The following is an 18,099-nucleotide window of genomic DNA, read 5'->3' as shown; positions in this document are numbered from 1 at the left end:
TCAGTCCACAAACGGTTCGACGATGTTACGCTTGCCGAGCAGGAAGGCATCGGCAACGAGACGCAGCGGCGCCAGGTCGACGTCGCGCGCGCCGGTCGCGGTGAGCTTGACGAAGCGCCCGTACAGCTCGCGATATTCCTGATCGGGCGCCTCGGCAATGGTCTCGCCGTCGATCGCCATGCGCCGGCCGCCGCCCGACAACGTCATTCGGCCCTCGTCCGTTTCGACGAGGATATCCCAACTCTGCGGTCCGGTCTGGCGGAAATCGAACTCGGCGGTCACAGGCAGGCCGCCGATGTCGGTCAGCGTCAGGTTCGCGGCGATCGGGGCCTGGCAATTGGCTGGAAAGGCCAACTCGGCCGCGGTGACGAACACCGGCCGCGGCAGAATACGGGTCAGGATCGAGAGCGCGTTGATGCCGGGATCGAACACGCCGAGCCCGCCCGGCTCCCAGATCCAGCCCTGCCCGGGATGCCAGACGCGAACGTCTTCCTTCCAGTTGATGTGCACAGACTTGATCTGCCGCGTGAGAAGCCACTCGCGCGCCGGCTCGACCGCGGGCGCATAGCGCGAATGCCAGGTCGCAAACAGCGTTCGCTTGGCTTCCTCCGCCATCGCGATCAGCGGGTCGAGCTCGGCGACGCCGGTGCCGGGCGGCTTCTCCAGCATCACGTGCTTGCCGGCAGCGAGCGCCGTGGCGGCCTGGGCACGCCGTACCTGCGGCGGCGTGCAGAGCGAGACGGCATCGATCGGCGGTCCCTTTTCCAGCAATTCCTCGATGGTCGCAAAATTCGGCACGCCCGGCAGCGATGCGTTGCGGCTCGCGACGGCCGCGAGCGTCGCGCCCGCCGTCGCGGCAATCGCACCGACATGCTGGTCGCGCGCGATCTTGCCGAAGCCGACGATGGCAATGCGAAGTTCGGTCACGCTTTTTCTCCAATATCCGCGGACGGCAGCGCCTCGGCCTCGTGGCGGCGCATACCGTTGTGAATGACATAAACCATCGCTTCCGAGGCGGTCTGGGCGTCGCCGGCGGCGATGCCATCGACGATCTTCTGGTGCCAGAGCAGCACGGTGTCACGGTCCTCCGGCTCGACCGGTGCGCTGAGCAGGAAGGAGGCGCGCAGGGCGGCCTCGATGACGTGGCCGATCGAGCGCATGAACAGATTGCCCGAAGCGCGCGCCACCGCAACATGGAGCGCGAGGTCGGCGTCGGCAAAGCCGACGGAATCGGAAGCCTCAAACCGCATGCGGTCCATGCAACGACGGAGCTCGGCGAGGTCGTCCTCGGACCGCTGCGCCGCCGCCAGCATGGCCGCGCGCGGCTCGACCGCGAGGCGAATCTCGGCGAGGTCGTTGAGGAAGCGCTTGTCGATGCCGGCGTCGAGATGCCAGGCCAGCACGTCAGCGTCGAACATGTTCCAGGCGGCGCGCTCGCGTACGACGGTGCCGACGCGGGCCTTGGTGGTGAGCAGACCCTTGGCGACCAGGGTCTTCACGCTCTCGCGCAGCACCGGTCGCGACACGCCGAACATTGCAATCATCTCGGCATCGCCAGGCAGGCGCGTTCCCTCGGCGTAGCGGCCGGCGATGATGTCGACGCCGATCGAGCGGGCCACTTCCGCATGGTTGGAGTGAGCCCGGCGCGTCGGGATGACGACGATGCGCGACGTCATGTGGCTGCTCCTGCGCGCTTCGCCGCCGGCCGCCGCGCGAGCGCGACCAGCCCCTGCTGCAAGGCGATGAAGGCGAACAGTAGCACGCCGGTCGCGATCTTGGTCCACCAGCTCGACAGCGTTCCGTCGAAATTGATGTAGGTCTGGATCAAGCCCTGGATCAGCACGCCGAGGAAGGTGCCGATCACCGAGCCCTGCCCGCCCGTGAGCAGCGTACCGCCGATCACGACAGCCGCGATGGTGTCGAGCTCGACGCCGACCGCGGAGAGCGAGTAGCCGGCGCTCGTGTAGAAGGAGAACACGATGCCGGCGATGCCCGCGAGCAGGCTCGACAGCATGTAGATCCTCACCGTCATCTTGCCGACGGCAACGCCCATCAGGCTCGCGGTCGCCCGGCTGCCGCCGAGCGCGTAGACATTGGCGCCGAACCGGGTGAGATGCAGCAGCAAGGCGCCGCCGATCACGATCACGAGCATGATGATCGCGATCGCCGTCAATCGCCCTCCACCGGGCATCCGCAGCGCGAAGTCCGACACGGTGGAATAGACCGGCGCGGTGATCGGCACCGATTCCGTCGAGAGCAGGAAGCTCGCGCCACGGGCCAGGAACATCCCCGCCAGCGTCACGATGAACGGCGGCAGGTCGAAGACATGGATCACCGCGCCCATCGCAGCTCCGAAGGCCGCCGAGAGCGCGAGGATCGCGACGAAGGCAAGCAGCGGCGGCACGCCCCAGCGCTCGATCGCAAGCGCGACGAACACCGTGGTGAAACCAATCACCGAGCCGACCGAGAGGTCGATGCCGCCGGAGATGATGACGAAGGTCATGCCGGTCGCGACGATGCCGAGAAAGGCGTTGTCGGTGAGGAGATTGCCGACCACGCGGGTGGAGGCGATGTTGGGGAATTGCACGGCGCAGAGCGCAAAGCCGGCAACCAGCACGATAGCGGTGATGAGGACGGGCGGCAGGCCTTTCATGCTTTGGACCTCCGCAGCCGCGCGGCGATCCCGGCAATCCCCGAAAATTTCGGCGATTGCAGCAGCAGCACCGTCATCACCACCACCGCCTTGACCAGCAAATTGAACTCCGGTGGATAGCCCGACAGCAGAATGCCGGTGTTCATGGTCTGGATGATCAACGCACCGAGCACGGCCAGCACGAGGCTGAAACGGCCGCCGAACAGGGAGGTGCCGCCGATCACCACCGCGAGGATGGCGTCGAGCTCGAGCCAGAGGCCGGCATTGTTGGCATCCGCGCCCATGATGTCGGCCGCCGCGATCACGCCGGCGAGCGCGGCGCAGATGCCGCACCAGACGTAGACAGCCAGGATCATCGCACGCGTGCCGACGCCGGCAAGCTCGCTCGCCCGCGCGTTGCCGCCGGTTGCCTCGATCAGCAATCCGAGCGCCGAACCGCGCACCACCGCTCCGGTGAGAATCAGCATGCCCAGGGCGATCACGACCGGCATCGGCACGCCGAGCACCGCGCCATTGCCAAGCCAGACCAGATCCGGCGAGGAGAAGGTCACGATACGCCCCTCGGTAATGAGCTGCGCGATGCCGCGTCCCGCCACCATCAGGATCAGCGTCGCCACGATCGGCTGCATGCCGAGCACCGCGACGAGAAATCCGTTCCACAATCCGCAGACCAGGCCAGCGCCGAGCGCGGCCGCAAGGACCACAGGCAGACTGTGCGTGTCGGCAAGGCTCGCCGCGATCGCGCCCGAGATGGCCATGACCGCACCGACCGACAGATCGATGCCGCGCGTCGCGATCACCAGCACCATGCCGAGCGAGAGCAGCGCCACCGGCGTGCCGCGGTTGAGCACGTCGATCAGGCTGCCGAACAGCCGGCCGTCCTGGAGACGCAGATCGAAGAATTGCGGCGACACGATGCGATCGGCCGCCAGGATGACGATCAACGCGAGGATCTGGGCAAGGCCGCGGCGCGGCAACAGCGCTGTCATGCCCGACCCTCATGCGCGACAGCGGCGCCATCGGCGGCGATGGCCGCGAGAATGTTGCCGACGTCGATCGTCTCTCCCGCGAGCTCCTCGACATGGGCACGGTCGCGCAACACGACCACGCGGTCGGAATAGGTCACGATCTCATCCAACTCGGAGGAGATCACGAGCAGCGCCAGCCCGTCGTCGCAGAGCTCGCGGATCAGGCGGATGATCTCGGCATGCGCGCCGACGTCGATCCCGCGGGTCGGCTCGTCCAGCACCAGGAGGCGCGGCGAGGTCGCGAGCCAGCGCGCCAGCAGCACCTTCTGCTGATTGCCGCCGGACAGCAGCCCCACGGCGCGCTCCGGATCGGGCGGGCGGATGTCGAGCATCTTGACGTAGCGGCCTGCGATCTCGTCCTGCTCGCGGCGCGACAGCGGCCGGTGCAGGCCGCGCTTGGCCTGGAGCGCGAGCACGATGTTCTCGCGCACGGTGAGCTCGGCGACGATGCCGTCGGTCTTGCGTTCCTCCGGGCAATAGCCAAAGCCGTGGCGCACGCCGTCGCGCGGCGACTGCAGCCGCACGGGCGCCCCCTCCACCCTCGCCTGCCCGCCATCGGCGCGCTCGGCACCGAACACCAGCCGCGCTGTTTCGGTCCGGCCCGAGCCGAGCAGGCCGGCGAGACCCACGACCTCGCCATGGCGCAGCTCGAGATTGAACGGCGCGACATAGCCGGCCTTGCCGTAGTTCTCGAAACTCGCGCAGACCTCGCGCGCCCGATGCTCTCCCGCCGACGCGCGGGCGCTGGTGGTCTCGGCCAGCTCGCGGCCGAGCATCATCCGGATCAGCTCGAGCCGCGGCAGCGAGGCGGTCTCGCGCTCGCCGACCAAGCGGCCGTTGCGCAACACCGTGATGCGGTCGGAGATCTCGTAGACCTGATCGAGGAAGTGACTGACGAATACGATGCCGATGCCGCGCTTGGCGAGCTGGCGCATGATGCCGAAGAGGATCTCGACCTCGTGGCGGTCGAGGCTCGCCGTGGGCTCGTCCAGGATCAGCACGCGCGCGGAGAGATCGACGGCCCGCGCAATCGCGGTGACGTGCTGGATGGCGACGGAATAGCTGCCGAGCGGCGCGGCGACGTCGATATCGAGGCCGAAGTCCGTGAGAAGCGCCTTGGCGCGACGCCGCATCTCGCCTTCACGTACGATGCCGAAGCGCATCGGCTGTCGGTCGAGGAACAGGTTCTGCGCGACCGAGAGATTCGGTAGCAGATTGACCTCCTGGTAGACCGTGGCGATGCCGGCCTGGAGTGCGGCCTTGGCCGAGCGCGGCGCGACCTCTTCACCGCCAAGCCGGACGATGCCGGCATCGCGCGGGAATACGCCGGTGATCACCTTGATCATCGTGGATTTGCCTGCGCCGTTCTCGCCAAGCAACGCATGAATCTCGCCGGCACGAAGCGTGAAGTCGACCTCCTGCAACGCACGCACAGCACCGAAGCTTTTGCTGATCCCGCGCACCTCCAGCAGGGAAGGAGCAGGATCGGGGCTGTTCTCCATAACGACGTCACTCCCACCGGCGTCCGCTTATGCTGCGGACACCCAGCCTATTCGTTCGCGCAACGGTTTCGAAGGGGGATGCGCCGGACCACGGGGGAGCGGTCCGGCGCTGCGCCGCCTCAGTAACCGAGGCCCTTCTTGCTGTCGTAGATCTTCTGCGGATCGTCAGCCGCTGTATAGAGCTTGGAGTCGGTCTGGATCCACTTGGGCGGAACGGTGCCCTTGTCCTTGAAGGCCGCGACGGCATCGAGCGCGGGGCCGGCCATGTTCGGCGTCAGCTCGACGGTGGCATTGGCCTCGCCGGCGGCCATGGCCTTGAAGATGTCGGGGACTGCGTCGATCGAGACGGTGAGGATCTCCTTGCCCGGCTTGAGGCCGGCTTCCTTCATCGCCTGGATCGCGCCGACCATCATGTCGTCATTGTGCGCGTAGACCGCGCAAATCGACTTGCCGCCGCCTTCGGCCTTGATGAAGCTCTCCATCACCTCCTTGCCCTTGGCACGGGTGAAGTCGCCGGTCTGGCTGCGCACCACCTTGAGGTTCGCATGCTTGGCGATGGCGGTGTCAAAGCCCTTCTTGCGGTTGGCGGCGACGCTGGCGCCGACCGTGCCCTGCAATTCGACGACGTTGCAGGCCTTGCCGCCGACGGTCTTGGCCAGCCAGTCGCCGGCAACCTCGCCTTCGTGCACGCTGTCGGAGGTCACGGCGGTGAGATAGAGCTCCTTGCCGGAGGGATCGATGTCGCGGTCGAGCAGCACGACCGGGATCTTGGCCTCCTTGGCCTCCTTCAGCACCGAGTCCCAACCGGTCGAGACTACGGGTGCAAGGAAGATCGCATCGACGTTCTGCGCGATGAAGGAGCGGATCGCCTTGATCTGGTTCTCCTGCTTCTGCTGCGCGTCGGCGATCTTGAGATTGACCTTTCGCTTGGCAGCCTCCTGCTTGGAGACCGACGTCTCGGCCGCGCGCCAGCCGGATTCCGATCCGATCTGCGAGAAGCCGATGGTGAGCTCGGCGGCGCTGGCCGGCAGCGCGAGCAGCAACGCGGCCGTGGCGCTGGCCGCAAAGAGGGCTTTGAGGGTCATCAGGCGTATCTCCCAAGAAGTCATCTTGTGTTATCTCGAGTGCCGATCGGTAGCATGGCACCCGCAGGCCGGCCTTTGAGGCGGCGGGAGGGACTATTTCACGGAAGATGAGTTCCGACTAGTCATATTATTTGACTATTCGCGCGAAACTTCGATTTGGCGGGAAGGACGGTTCAATGACACGCCCAGCGCGATTTTGTTCCGTGGATGCAACGGGGAGATGAAGGAATATGTGCGGCCCGCAATCTCTCCTCCGCGTCATTGCGAGCGCAGCGAAGCAATCCAGAAACTGTCCACGCAGGGACTCTGGATTGCTTCGCTGCGCTCGCAATGACGGTGTGGATAGAGTTCGGCGTAGGTCGACCAAATCGACTCGCGGAGAGTCCGCGTCACCCGGATTGCATCTTCGATGCAATCCGGCTCTCCCCGCGTGCGGGGAGAGGCGAAGGGTAGCGGAGCTAAATCAGCTTCCGTTGCGCGAGGTTCTTCATCAGCGCGCCGATTCCAAACGTCCAGGGCTCGCACTCGTCGCTGGTGCGCATGCGGTTGATGAGCTTGCCGAGCTGGGGTGCTGCGATCGTGACGATGTCGTCGCGCTTGTGGGTGAACCCCTGCCCCGGCGCATCGCGATCCTTGACGGGTGCGAACATCGTGCCGAGGAACAGCACGAAGCCATCGGGATATTGATGCACCTTGCCGATCGTCTGCTCGACGAGGTCCGTGGGATCGCGACTGATCATGCTGATCGAGGAATGGCCGTCGAGAACGAAACCGTCCGCGCCCTTCACGTTCAGGCTGATGTCGAGCTTGCGGGCGTCGTCGAGTGTGAAGCTGTCGTCGAACAGACGCAGCAACGGGCCGATCGCGCAGGAGGCGTTGTTGTCCTTGGCCTTCGACAACAGCAGCGCCGAACGCCCCTCGAAGTCGCGCAGATTGACGTCGTTGCCGAGTGCGCCGCCGACGATCTTGCCGCGGCTCGAGACGAACAGCACCAGCTCGGGCTCGGGATTGTTCCAGGTCGATTTCGGATGCAGCCCGGCATCCATGCCGGTGCCGACCGAGGACAAGGTCGGAGCCTTCGTGAAGACCTCGGCATCCGGACCGATGCCGACTTCGAGATATTGGCTCCAGGCGTTCTGATCGATCAGCACCTGCTTCAAATGCATCGCCTGGTCGGAGCCCGGCTTGAGCTTCGACAGATCGTCGCCGATCAGCCGCGTCACTTCTTTCCGGATCGCTTCGGCCGATGCCGGATTGCCCTTGGCCCGCTCTTCGATGACGCGCTCCAGCATCGAGATGGCAAAGGTGACGCCGGCGGCCTTCAGGGTCTGGAGATCGAGGGGCGCAAGCAGCCACGGCTTTTTCGGATCGCGCCCATCCGGCGCCGTGTTGGCCACGATCGCTTCGAGATCGCCGATGCGCTCGCCCTTGACCGAGGCGAGCGCCTTGGCCGGATTGTCTTCCTCGCAGAGCGCGCTGACGGTCGGAAACTTGGCGGTGACGTCGAAGACGCCGTCTCCACGGACGGCGACAACGGCCGGGCCGTTCGCCTGCGGCAGCCAGACGCGGCCGACCAGCGTCCCCTTCGTTCCATCCTCGGGGAGAAGATCTCTAACAGACAGTGTCGTCATGGCCGCGTCCTCGCTCTTTCTCGGATCGGCCGCGTTCACAGCAGCCGATCCCATTGGCGAAGACCAATAAACGTCTGGCAGGGGAAGTCCAGACCGGCAGCGAAGAGCCGCTATGCCCCTGCCCGGGCCTTTATGCGCCTGCTCGCGCTTTGCGCGCCGCGATCTGCTGGAGCGCCCAGCGCGCGTTCTTGCGAACGTCGGGGTCGGCATCGTCGGCGATGACCGCCAGGAACGCCTCGCCGTCGGGATGGGCGATCTCGCCGAGCGCGGCCGCCGCCTCCTTCCGCAAATTGGCCTGGTCGTGGTTGATGCAATTGCCGATCGGGCGTACCGCGCGCTCGATCTTCATCTTGCCGAGGCTGCGGATCGCCTTCAGCCGCACCTGCCAGAATTCATCGGCGAGCGAGCCGACAAGCTGATCGGCCGCGAGCGAACCGTTGACGTTGAGGCCCAGCGTTTCCGCGGCCATCTCGCGCACCATCCAGTCCGAGTCCTTCAGCCCGCGTGTGATCGTCTCGGCCGCGGGCTTCAGCTGCGAGAAGGCCAGCGCGCTCACCGCGGCGCGGCGCACATGGGCGTCGGGATCATTGATCAGCGCGGTCAGCGCGGGGATGGATTCCTCCAGCTTGAGGAAACCGATCACGCCGATCGCCTGCACGCGAACGGCCGCATCTTGATCCAGGAGCGCTTCCAGCGCCGGCTTCAGCGTGTCCTTGCAGCGCAGCTCCTTCAGCGCGCGCAGCGCGCCCATGCGGACGAAGGCATGGGCGTGCTTGACCAGCGGCAGGATGATCTCGGCGCAGGCCGGATCCTTGAACTCGGCCATGCTGTCGGCCGCGGCCGCCGCCACGATTCTTTCGGGATCGACCAGCAGTTTGACCAGCCCATGCGCGGCCTCCGGCCCGTCGAACTCGCCGAGCGCCATCGCGACCTGCTGGCGCACACCGGCGTCGGGATCGGCGACCATGTTGGCGAGATGCGCGACGGCTGCGGGATCGCCGGAGTGACCGAGCGCGATGATGGCGACGCGGCGCTCGGCGGGATCGGCGGCTTGCAACCGCTCATCGGCGTCTTCGAGGTCGTCATAGGACTCGAACGGGCTCGACATGATCACCTCAACAGATAGGGAATATTGACGGTGACGGCGCCGGTCGGGCAATCGGCCTCGCAAGGCATGCAGTACCAGCACTCGTCATAGGCCATGTAGGCCTTGCCGGTCATGTCGCTGATGCGGAGCACATCGAGCGGACAGACGTCGACGCATACGGTGCAGCCCTTGTCGGCGATGCATTTGGCGTCGTCGACGACCACCGGAACCGATGTCTGATAGGACGCGAGAGGCATTTTATGTCTCCTGTTGCGATGTTGCGGTGGATCAGGCGGAGGCGCGGATGCGCTGCTTGTCGTAGAGGTCCTTCTCGTCGTCGGCGATCGGCACGACATAGGGCTCCACGGCGCGCTTCTCGCTGGTCATCTTGCCGTTCTGCTTGGAGAGCAGCGTGTGGCAGAACCAGTTCTCGTTGTCCTTCTCCGGGAAATCCGTGCGCCAGTGATAGAGGCCCCAGCGGCTCTCCTCGCGGTACAACGAGGCGTGCACCGCCATGTCGGCGCAGTCCATGATCGACTGCACTTCGAGCGCACGAAGCAGCTCGTGCGCATTGCGCGCGATCATGTGTTCCTGCATGTCCTGCCGCGTCTCGGCGAGGCGGCGCATGCCGAGCTCGTATTTGCGCGTGACCTTCGGCGGCTGGAGATAGTCGTTGACGAGGCGGCGGGTCTTGTACTCGACCTGGTTCGGCGGAATGCCGTCCTCGCGCTTCGTTGGCGCCAGCACGCGATCGCGCTCCCTGGCGACATCGGCGGCGTCGAATTCCGCGAAGTCGTGGCTGTCGGCGAACTCCATCGCGTCGATGCCGGCGACCGATCCGTTGGTGAAGGCGCCCAGCATGTAATTATGCGGCACGCTCGCCATGTCGCCGGCGGCGTAAAGGCCGGGCACGGTGGTGCGGGCATTGTCGTCGACGAACACGCCGGAGGCGCTGTGGCCGGAGCAGAACCCGATCTCGGAGATATGCATCTCGATCGACTCGCTACGATAGTCGACCCCGCGCCCCTGCTGGAACAGGCCGCGCGTGGGACGCTCGACCTTGTGCAGCGTGGATTCGATCTCCGAGATCGTATCAGGATGGAGATGCTTGAGCTGGAGGAACACCGGGCCCTTGCCTGACAGCAGCTCGTTGTAGAACTCCAGCATCATCTGGCCGGACCAGTAGTCGCATTCGATGAAGCGCGATCCCTCGTTGTTCGCGGTAAAGGCGCCGAAGGGACCGGCGACATAGGCGCAGGCCGGGCCGTTATAGTCCTTGATCAGCGGATTGATCTGGTAGCATTCGAGGTTCGCGAGCGCGGCGCCGGCGTGATAGGCCATCGCATAGCCGTCACCGGAATTGGCGGCGTTCTCGTAGGTGCCGAACATGTAGCCGGAGGTCGGCAGGCCCAGGCGGCCGGCGGCGCCCATGCAGAGGATCACGGCCTTGGCTTTGATCACCAGGATTTCGGCGGTGCGAGTGTTGACTGAGATCGCGCCGGCGATGCGCCCGTCCGACGACTTCAGCAGCCGCGTCGCCATGTAGCGGTTGGAGATCAGGATGCGGGCGCGGCGGAGCTGGCGGTACAGCGCCTTCTTCACGGTCTCGCCGTTCGGCATCGGAAGCACATAGGTGCCGATGTGGTGCACCTTCTTGACGGCGTAATCGCCGTTCTCGTTCTTCAGGAAGCGGATGCCGAAGCTGTCGAGCTCCTCGATAATCTTGTAGCAATTTTGCGCGTATTTATAGACCGCCTTCTGATCGACGATGCCGTCGTTGGCGATGGTGATTTCCTTGGTGTACTGCTCCGGCGTCGCGTAGCCGGGGATGACGGCGTTGTTGAGCCCGTCCATGCCCATCGAGATCGCGCCGGAGCGCTTGACGTTGGCCTTCTCGAGCAGGACGACATTGGCCTTCGGGTTCTTCAGTTTTGCCTTCAGCGCCGCCATCGGGCCGGCCGTACCGCCGCCGATGACGAGCACGTCGCAGGAAACCTCCGAAAGTCCGTCGACGATCTCATCTAGTGCCATCACTTGCTCCTGGTTCGCCGGTCCGGCGCCTTTGCATCAGATTTGTTCAGGTGGTTGTCCGGCGATAGCAATTAGTTGTCGCCGGGACGCGATTTGCGCCTCAGCGCTCGACGAAGGCCTTTTCAACGACGAAATGGCCGGGCTGGCTGTGGTTACCCTCGACAAAGCCGCGCGCGGCAAACATCGCGGGGAGTTCCTCGAGCATCGCCGGGCTGCCGCACAGCATGATGCGGTCGGTCTCGATATCGAGACCTGTTAGCCCGATGTCGTCGAACAGCTGATTGGAGGCGATCAGGTCGGTGATACGGCCGCGGTTTTTGAACGGCTCGCGGGTGACGGTCGGGTAGTAGACGAGCTTGTCGCGGATCAGGGGGCCGAAGAATTCGTGATTGCGCAGGCCGTCGACGAGGTGCTCACCATAGGCGAGCTCCGAAACCTGGCGGCAGCCATGGGCGAGCACGATGGTCTCGTAATTCTCATAGACGTCGGGGTCCTTGATCAGGCTGGCGAAGGGCGCGAGGCCCGTGCCGGTCGAGAGCAGCAGCAGGCGCTTTCCAGGGATGAGGTTGCCGGTGATCAGCGTGCCCGTCGCCTTGCGGCCGACCAGGATGATGTCGCCCTCCCGGATCTTCTGGAGGCGCGAGGTCAGCTGGCCGTCCTGCACCTTGATCGAAAAAAATTCGAGCGCCTCCTCGTGATTGGCGCTCGCCATGCTGTAGGCCCGCATCAACGGCTTGCCCTCGACTTCGAGCCCGATCATCGCGAACTGGCCGTTCAGGAAACGGAAGCCCGGATCGCGCGTCGCCGTGAAGCTGAACAGGCTATCGGTCCAGTGCCGGACCGACAAAACCGTTTCCTTCTGAAATGCGCTCATGCTCTCTCCTCAGCCGTCGTTGGCGCACAAGGTTTCGGAGAGAGCAGAGCCCGGCAATTCGGAAGTGAAATTCCCGGTCGATTAGTTTCACATTTAGTGGGCGGTGACTGAAGAGGAGGCCGACGGCCACGCGTTCGCGCTGGCAATTAGTTGCTATTCGTGCGCGCCCGCGCCGACATAGAAGGAAGCTGGAGGTTCGTCATGACCATGACCTTGGTGGCGCCGACTGTGGCGGCCTATGAAGCCAGCGCCGATCTCGCGACGCTCGTCGTGCGCACCACGCAGGACGACGTGGTCGGGATCGCTGCCGAGCAGCTCCGACTCTCCTGCAAATGCGCCCATTGCACCCGTGCCCGCTTCGACGATCGCTTCCCCGAACGCTTTCCCGGCATCGCCATCACCGAGATCGGCGATCTCGGCTACGGGCTGAACATCTCGTTTTCGGATGGGCATAACAGGGGGATTTATCCGAAGCCGTATCTGCTGAGCTTGGCGGGGCGGTAAGCCTCGATCCCGCTACACGCACACCGCTGTCATTCCCCGCGAAAGCGGGGAATCCAGTACGCCGCGGCCCCTCCGTATGTCACTGAAGTCTCTGGAATACTGGATCGCCCGCCTTCGCGGGCGATGACAGCGGAGTGAATGGCGGCGGCCTGCCACGAGCTCCCCCCATCTGGCACGGACATTGCTCCTCTTTAGAACGATTTGAACGTTCCGGAGGCAGACGATGTTGCAGGCGGCGAATGCGGTTCGCGGGACGGTTCCCGCAACGGTCCGGCCTGCCGGCGGCTCCTCGCTGCTGCTGACCGAGAACCAACAATGGATCGGCGGACCGCCGCCGCTGATGGACAAGCTGTCACCGCGCGAGCGGGAGCTGGTGCTGAAGCAGGGCCGGCGAAAGGTGCTCAACCGCGGCCAGACGCTGTTCAGCCAGGGCGGCAAGCATGACGGCATCTGGCTGATCGAGAGCGGCCGCATCCGCGTGTTCTACACTTCGCCGCTCGGACGCGAGATCACGCTGGCCTATTGGCACGTCGGCAATTTCGTCGGTGGGCCCGAAGTGTTCGAGGGCACCGTGCATCAATGGTCCGGCGTCGCATCCAGCAATTGCAGCGTCGTGCACCTGCCCGGAAAGGAACTGCGGTCCCTTGCCGTGGAGATCCCGAACCTCGCCATCGGCCTCATTGAAGGCCTTACCTTCAAGGGCAAATGCTATTCGGCGCTGGCGCAAATGCTGGGAACACGTTCGATCACCCAGCGCCTCGCGCATCTTCTGCTGCATCTGGTCGAGCTCTACGGCGTCGAGGATGCCGACGGCCGGGTGATCGCGGCGGCCTTCACCCATGCCGACATCGCCCACATGGTCGGCGCGACCAGGCAATGGGTCACGATCAGCCTGAAACGGATGCAGGAGAAGGGAATCGTCGTCACCAAGCGCTCGCAGATCGTGGTGTGCCGGGCCGACGCTCTCGAGGAGATGCGCGGCCAGAGCGGCGACTAGGGTCGATGCACAGGCAAGTGGCTTTATAGTGCAGGACTGCCCAAGGAGTATGCAATCAGCTTTTCCCGGCAACTAATCGACTGCGGCGGTCACTCCGGATTTGCCCTGCCCGCGGCCTCACCCAATCATGGCAACCACAGCACATCCAACCGAATGAGGATGAGAATGGTCCGCCATCTTCCCACGCTCTCGATCGCGATGTCGGTGACCTCGCTGGCGCTTCTGATCGCGCAGCCGGCCCTGGCGGAAACCGTCACCCTCGGCATCGGAACGCAGGACACCACGACCAACACGGTGACCGCCGGCGTCGTCATCCGGCAGCTGCATCTCCTCGAGAAATATCTGCCGAAGGACGGCAAATACGCCAATATCAAGTTCGAGCTGGAGTGGCAGAACTTCACCTCAGGCCCGCCCGTCACCAATGCGATGATGGCGAACAAGCTCCAGATCGGCATGATGGGCGACTATCCGCTGATCGTGAACGGCTTCACCTTCGAGAGCAATCCGGAGAGCAAGAGCCGCCTGATCGGCGTGGCCGCCTACAGCCTGTCTGGCTCCGGCAACGGGCTCGTGGTCCACAAGGACTCGCCCTATTACGATCTCGCCGATCTCAAGGGCAAGCTCGTCAGCGTGCCGTTCGGCTCGGCCGCGCACGGCATGGTGCTGAAGGCGATGCAGGACCGCGGTTACGCCTCCGACTTCTTCCAGCTCGTCAGCCAGAGCCCGGAGGTCGGCTCGACCAATCTCCAGGAGAAGAAGATCGACGCGCACGCCGACTTCGTCCCCTTCGCCGAGCTGCTGCCGTTCCGCGGCTTTGCGCAAAAAATCTTTGACGGCGTTGAGACCAACCTGCCGACCTTCCACGGCATCGTGGTCCGCACCGATTTCGCCGAGAAATACCCCGAGGTCATCGTTGCCTACTTCAAGGCGCTGATCGCCGCCAACCAGTGGCTGCGCGACGATCCGAAGCTCGCGGCCGAAAAGATCCAGGAGTGGACCGGCATCAACAAGGAAGTCGTCTATATCTTCCTCGGTCCCAGCGGCAACATGACCACCGATCCCACGGTGAAGCCGGCGCTGATCGATGCAGCCGCGACCGACGTCAAGGTTTTGCAGAATCTCGGCCGCATGAAGGAGTTCGATCCGAAGAAGTGGGTGGATGATTCCTACATCCGCAAGGCCTATGCCGAGATGAAGCTCGACTATGACACCCAGCTTGCGAGCACCAGAAATTACGAGATCGCGGGCGAAGATTCCTTCTGCAAGAAGCCGATCACCGACCCGCGCAAGGCCGGCGAGGTCTGGGTCGACGAAGCCGGCATCCTGCCGTTTGCGTCCGCAGCGTGCACGTTAGGGGCCTATGCCGACTACAAGGCCAAGGGCAAGAAGATCAACGTCGCCTACGTCTTCGACACCACCCGTGGAATCAAGCTGTTCGCCGACCAGGCCTTCTTCGCGGTCGGCAACGGCGAGGTCGCGCCGTTCCTGCTGAAGAAGGACGCCGAAGCCCATGCCGCCAAGATCAATGGCAAGGTGCTCGGCTTCGACGACGCGGTGAAGGCGGCGGTCGGCGGAGGCAAGACGTGAGCAGTCCCGCCCTCGCCAGACATCCCGAGGACAGCATGCCGGCAGCAACTGCAATCGCCGAGGCGGGCCCCGTGCCCGCCCCCTTCCCGCCCGCGACACCGCCTTCCTTCGGCACGCTTGCGCTGCGCTGGTACCGGCTCAATCGAGCGGGGCTACGCGCGACGGCGATCGGCATCATATCGCTGCTCGCCTTCCTGCTGGTCTGGCACCTGCTCACGACCTATCGCGTCGTGTTCTTCGTGCGCTTCACCAACGTGCCCTCGCCGCTCGCGGTCTATGCGAGCTTCACCAAGGCGATCCACGATCCGAAATTCCTGCTGCACATCCTCTTGAGCTGCCGGCGCATCTTGTTCGGCTTCTCGCTCGCGGCGGTGGTCGGCGTGCCGCTCGGCCTGATCATGGGCCGCTTCAAGCTGGTGCACGAAATCATCTTCCCGGTCGCCGAGGTGCTACGGCCGATCCCGGCAATCGCCTGGGTGCCGATGGCAATCATGCTTTGGCCGACCAACGAGCAGAGCATCGTCTTCATCACCTTCCTCGGCGCATTCTTCCCGATCCTGGTCAACACGCTGCATGGCATGTCGCTCGTCGACCCCGTGCTGGTGCGCGCCGCGCAATGTCTCGGCGCGCGCGAGCGCTCGATCTTCCGCGAGGTGTATTTTCCGGCTTCGATGCCGCACATCTTCACCGGCCTCACCGTCGGTATGGGCGTGGCCTGGGTGTCGCTGATCGCCGCCGAGATGATCTCGGGCCAGTACGGCATCGGCTACTTCACCTGGGAGGCCTATTCCCTTGTCCAATATGCCGACATCGCGCTCGGCATGATCGCGATCGGCGTGCTTGGCCTTGGATCGAGCCTGCTTATCAGGGGCGCCGGGCAGTTGGTGATGCCGTGGAGGCTAAAATGAACGAAATCCTGACCAAAGCACCGCAAGGCCATATCGAGGTCAGGAATTTCTCCCTCAGCTATGAGAGCATCGAGGGACCTGTGCAGGCCGTCACCGATACGCAGATTCATGTGAAGCCCGGCGAGTTCGTCTCGATCGTCGGGCCCTCCGGCTGTGGAAAGTCGACGCTGCTCAATGCTGTCGCCGGCTTCCTCAAGCCGACCACCGGTGTAGTCACGGTCGACGGCGAGCGGGTCAACGGCCCCAGCGCCGAGCGCGGCATGGTATTTCAGCAATATTCGCTGTTTCCGTGGAAGACGGTGCGGGAGAACGTCGAGTTCGGCCTGAAGATGCGCGGCATGGCGCGCTCCCAGCGCGAGCGCGCCGCGCGCACGCTGCTCGGGCTCGCGGGGCTCGAAGCGTTCGAAAAGCATTATCCGGAAAAACTCTCCGGCGGCATGAAGCAGCGCGTCGGCATCGTCCGCGCGCTCGCGACGGGACCGAAGGTGCTGCTGCTCGACGAGCCGTTCGGCGCGCTCGACGCGCAGACGCGCGTGATCATGCAGCAGATCCTCACCAACATGTGGCAACGGCTGAAGATCTCGGTGCTGTTCGTCACCCACGACATCGACGAAGCCATCTTCCTCTCCGACCGCGTCTACTGCATGACCGCCCGCCCCGGCTCGATCAAGGCGGAGATCCCGATCCCGCTGGAGCGGCCGCGGCAGCAATCGATGATGATGTCGTCGGAGTTCCTGGCGCTCCGCCGCGGCCTGATGTCACTGATCCGCGAGGAGAGCCTGAAGGCGATGGGCGGCGAGATCAGCGACATGGGCATGCAAGGGCTTAACATCGAGCTGCATGGGCATTCGCTGGCGGATGTGATCTAGCGCCCCATCTCGACGATTGCGCTCTTACTTCCCTTCTCCCCTTGTGGGAGAAGGTGCCTTGCCGAAGGCAAGGCGGATGAGGGGTCTGCTTCGGCAAACTCCCCTCTCATTTCGGACTCGCGGATAGAACCCCTCATCCGGCGCTTCGCGCCACCTTCTCCCACAAGGGGAGAAGGAAGAGGAGTTCGCAGTCGCTGTGCTCCCCTCACTTGAACCAGTGCACCAGCGCGATGCTGATGCCGAGGAGCAGCATCAGCGACAGTGTCACGGCAGCCGTCACCCGGCCCCCGACATTCGCCAGCACCTTCACGTCGACGCCGAGGCCGAGCGCGGCCATCGAGACCACCGTCAGGAAGCTCGTGATCTTCGTCACCGGCCCGACCACCGTGCCCGGCACGATCTCCAGCGAGCGCAGGGTCGCCAGCGCAAGAAAGCCGAGGATGAACCAGGGGACCAGGCGGAAGAAGCCGACATTGGATTTCTTGGCGCCGGTCTGCCAGCGCGAGGCGACCAGGGAGAGACCGACGACGACGGGCCCGAGCATCAACACGCGCATCAGCTTCACGAGCGTGCCGATCTGCGTCGAGACGAGCCCGGCCGGGACCGTTGCCGCAAGCACCTGCGGCACGGCGTAGACGGTGAGGCCTGCGAGGATGCCATATTGCGTGGCCGACAATTGCAGCAGCGGAATCAGCAGCGGCAGGCCCAGCACCATCATCACGCCGAGGATCGCCGTAAAGGAAATCGAGGACGCGATCTCGTCGTTGTTGGCGCCGATGATCGGCGCCACGGCGGCGATCGCGGAATTGCCGCAGATGGAATTGCCGCAGGCGATCAGGATCGAGAGCCGCGTCGACAGGCCCAGCATGCGACTGAGGCCGAAGGAGACGCAGAGCGCGATCACGACGACCGCGGCGATCGATGCCAGCAGCGCCACGCCGGAAGCCGCGATGGCGGCGAAGCTGATCGAGGCCCCCAGCAGCATGACCGCAACTTCGAGCAGCTGCTTGGCGCTGAAGGCGATGCCGGCCTGCCAGCGCGGCGCCGGTTTCCAGAAGCTGCGCAGCGCCATCCCGAGCAGGATCGCCATCACCAGCGCTTCGACATAGGGGTGCTCGAAGACACCCAGCTCGGCCCGTTCGAGCAAGGCCGAGATACCGGCCACGGCGATGCACAGGAGGATTCCCGGAATCAGCGCCGCAATACGGCTCACGACAGTGGTAGGCTTGGCGTCGGCCGGGTTGGATGCTTGATTCTGCGACACAAATCTCTCCCAGAGGAGAAATATTTATACGCAGTGCTGGCCGATTGGGGAATAAGTTTTCAGCATATCAGGGCCGAGG

17 protein-coding genes are annotated in these 18,099 nt (G+C 64.6%); 5 read left to right on the top strand and 12 right to left on the bottom strand.

The window, feature by feature from the left end; all coding sequences use genetic code 11:
- The 11 genes from AB7535_RS07060 to AB7535_RS07010 form a co-directional block, all read right to left on the bottom strand.
- The gene (locus tag AB7535_RS07060; RefSeq protein WP_085399410.1) at positions 1–927 is read right to left on the bottom strand and encodes a Gfo/Idh/MocA family protein; all 927 of its coding nucleotides are present in this window, start codon (positions 925–927) and stop codon (positions 1–3) included.
- Entirely contained in the window at positions 924–1,676 is a 753-nt protein-coding gene (locus tag AB7535_RS07055; protein ID WP_028150313.1) for a FadR/GntR family transcriptional regulator, read from the bottom strand. Before AB7535_RS07055 ends, AB7535_RS07060 begins: the two co-directional genes overlap by 4 nt.
- Positions 1,673–2,653, bottom strand: coding sequence for a galactofuranose ABC transporter, permease protein YjfF (yjfF, locus tag AB7535_RS07050; protein WP_071915510.1), 981 nt, complete (start codon positions 2,651–2,653; stop codon positions 1,673–1,675). The genes AB7535_RS07055 and yjfF overlap by 4 nt, the downstream gene beginning before the upstream one ends.
- Positions 2,650–3,642, bottom strand: coding sequence for an ABC transporter permease (locus AB7535_RS07045; protein ID WP_085399409.1), 993 nt, complete (start codon positions 3,640–3,642; stop codon positions 2,650–2,652). Before AB7535_RS07045 ends, yjfF begins: the two co-directional genes overlap by 4 nt.
- The gene (locus AB7535_RS07040) at positions 3,639–5,183 is read right to left on the bottom strand and encodes a sugar ABC transporter ATP-binding protein (RefSeq protein ID WP_085399408.1); all 1,545 of its coding nucleotides are present in this window, start codon (positions 5,181–5,183) and stop codon (positions 3,639–3,641) included. Before AB7535_RS07040 ends, AB7535_RS07045 begins: the two co-directional genes overlap by 4 nt.
- Positions 5,184–5,302: 119 nt before the next feature.
- Positions 5,303–6,268 (bottom strand): galactofuranose ABC transporter, galactofuranose-binding protein YtfQ, encoded by a 966-nt coding sequence (gene ytfQ / locus AB7535_RS07035; RefSeq protein ID WP_063984486.1) that lies wholly within the window; start codon positions 6,266–6,268, stop codon positions 5,303–5,305.
- Positions 6,269–6,726: 458 nt separating this feature from the next.
- Entirely contained in the window at positions 6,727–7,899 is a 1,173-nt protein-coding gene (locus tag AB7535_RS07030) for a fumarylacetoacetate hydrolase family protein (protein ID WP_085399440.1), read from the bottom strand.
- A gap of 130 nt (positions 7,900–8,029) precedes the next feature.
- Positions 8,030–9,007, bottom strand: a complete 978-nt coding sequence (locus AB7535_RS07025; protein WP_071915514.1) for a HEAT repeat domain-containing protein — start codon at positions 9,005–9,007, stop codon at positions 8,030–8,032.
- Positions 9,008–9,009: 2 nt separating this feature from the next.
- The gene (locus AB7535_RS07020; RefSeq protein ID WP_008141081.1) at positions 9,010–9,243 is read right to left on the bottom strand and encodes a 4Fe-4S dicluster domain-containing protein; all 234 of its coding nucleotides are present in this window, start codon (positions 9,241–9,243) and stop codon (positions 9,010–9,012) included.
- A 31-nt stretch (positions 9,244–9,274) separates the two neighbouring features.
- Complete coding sequence (locus AB7535_RS07015; RefSeq protein WP_085399406.1) at positions 9,275–11,017, bottom strand: fumarate reductase/succinate dehydrogenase flavoprotein subunit; 1,743 nt, start codon at positions 11,015–11,017, stop codon at positions 9,275–9,277.
- Positions 11,018–11,117: 100 nt separating this feature from the next.
- A complete protein-coding gene (locus tag AB7535_RS07010) occupies positions 11,118–11,891 on the bottom strand; it encodes a ferredoxin--NADP reductase (RefSeq protein ID WP_085399405.1) in 774 nt (257 codons plus the stop codon).
- A gap of 207 nt (positions 11,892–12,098) precedes the next feature.
- On the opposite strand from AB7535_RS07010, the gene AB7535_RS07005 reads away from it, so the two are divergent.
- From AB7535_RS07005 to AB7535_RS06985, 5 genes are all read left to right on the top strand, one after another.
- On the top strand, positions 12,099–12,395 hold the full coding sequence (locus AB7535_RS07005) for a gamma-butyrobetaine hydroxylase-like domain-containing protein (RefSeq protein ID WP_085399439.1): 297 nt from the start codon (positions 12,099–12,101) through the stop codon (positions 12,393–12,395).
- A 223-nt stretch (positions 12,396–12,618) separates the two neighbouring features.
- Positions 12,619–13,392 (top strand): Crp/Fnr family transcriptional regulator, encoded by a 774-nt coding sequence (locus AB7535_RS07000; protein ID WP_085399404.1) that lies wholly within the window; start codon positions 12,619–12,621, stop codon positions 13,390–13,392.
- A 165-nt stretch (positions 13,393–13,557) separates the two neighbouring features.
- Positions 13,558–14,979, top strand: a complete 1,422-nt coding sequence (locus AB7535_RS06995) for an ABC transporter substrate-binding protein (RefSeq protein WP_439037250.1) — start codon at positions 13,558–13,560, stop codon at positions 14,977–14,979.
- Positions 14,976–15,887: an ABC transporter permease gene (locus AB7535_RS06990; RefSeq protein WP_187387763.1), complete on the top strand. Its 912-nt coding sequence runs from the start codon at positions 14,976–14,978 to the stop codon at positions 15,885–15,887. Before AB7535_RS06995 ends, AB7535_RS06990 begins: the two co-directional genes overlap by 4 nt.
- Complete coding sequence (locus tag AB7535_RS06985) at positions 15,884–16,756, top strand: ABC transporter ATP-binding protein (RefSeq protein ID WP_085400672.1); 873 nt, start codon at positions 15,884–15,886, stop codon at positions 16,754–16,756. Before AB7535_RS06990 ends, AB7535_RS06985 begins: the two co-directional genes overlap by 4 nt.
- Before the next feature lie 205 nt (positions 16,757–16,961).
- Here the strand turns inward: AB7535_RS06985 and AB7535_RS06980 are convergent, their stop codons facing one another.
- Positions 16,962–18,020, bottom strand: a complete 1,059-nt coding sequence (locus AB7535_RS06980) for a YeiH family protein (RefSeq protein WP_038941923.1) — start codon at positions 18,018–18,020, stop codon at positions 16,962–16,964.
- Positions 18,021–18,099 lie beyond the last annotated feature (79 nt).

The sequence above is a fragment of the Bradyrhizobium sp. 956_D2_N1_4 genome (assembly GCF_052076025.1).
Lineage (GTDB): Bacteria > Pseudomonadota > Alphaproteobacteria > Rhizobiales > Xanthobacteraceae > Bradyrhizobium > Bradyrhizobium barranii.
This window is presented reverse-complemented; position numbering and strand designations above follow the sequence as displayed.

Excerpts from the sequence above, each read along its gene's own strand:
- AB7535_RS07055 (WP_028150313.1), bottom strand. The coding sequence starts at position 1,676 with ATGACGTCGCGCATCGTCGTCATCCCGACGCGCCGGGCTCACTCCAAC.
- yjfF (WP_071915510.1), bottom strand. The coding sequence starts at position 2,653 with ATGAAAGGCCTGCCGCCCGTCCTCATCACCGCTATCGTGCTGGTTGCC.
- AB7535_RS07045 (WP_085399409.1), bottom strand. The coding sequence starts at position 3,642 with ATGACAGCGCTGTTGCCGCGCCGCGGCCTTGCCCAGATCCTCGCGTTG.
- AB7535_RS07040 (WP_085399408.1), bottom strand. The coding sequence starts at position 5,183 with ATGGAGAACAGCCCCGATCCTGCTCCTTCCCTGCTGGAGGTGCGCGGG.
- ytfQ (WP_063984486.1), bottom strand. The coding sequence starts at position 6,268 with ATGACCCTCAAAGCCCTCTTTGCGGCCAGCGCCACGGCCGCGTTGCTG.
- AB7535_RS07030 (WP_085399440.1), bottom strand. The coding sequence starts at position 7,899 with ATGACGACACTGTCTGTTAGAGATCTTCTCCCCGAGGATGGAACGAAG.
- AB7535_RS07025 (WP_071915514.1), bottom strand. The coding sequence starts at position 9,007 with ATGTCGAGCCCGTTCGAGTCCTATGACGACCTCGAAGACGCCGATGAG.
- AB7535_RS07020 (WP_008141081.1), bottom strand. The coding sequence starts at position 9,243 with ATGCCTCTCGCGTCCTATCAGACATCGGTTCCGGTGGTCGTCGACGAC.
- AB7535_RS07015 (WP_085399406.1), bottom strand. The coding sequence starts at position 11,017 with ATGGCACTAGATGAGATCGTCGACGGACTTTCGGAGGTTTCCTGCGAC.
- AB7535_RS07010 (WP_085399405.1), bottom strand. The coding sequence starts at position 11,891 with ATGAGCGCATTTCAGAAGGAAACGGTTTTGTCGGTCCGGCACTGGACC.
- AB7535_RS07005 (WP_085399439.1), top strand. The coding sequence starts at position 12,099 with ATGACCTTGGTGGCGCCGACTGTGGCGGCCTATGAAGCCAGCGCCGAT.
- AB7535_RS07000 (WP_085399404.1), top strand. The coding sequence starts at position 12,619 with ATGTTGCAGGCGGCGAATGCGGTTCGCGGGACGGTTCCCGCAACGGTC.
- AB7535_RS06995 (WP_439037250.1), top strand. The coding sequence starts at position 13,558 with ATGGTCCGCCATCTTCCCACGCTCTCGATCGCGATGTCGGTGACCTCG.
- AB7535_RS06985 (WP_085400672.1), top strand. The coding sequence starts at position 15,884 with ATGAACGAAATCCTGACCAAAGCACCGCAAGGCCATATCGAGGTCAGG.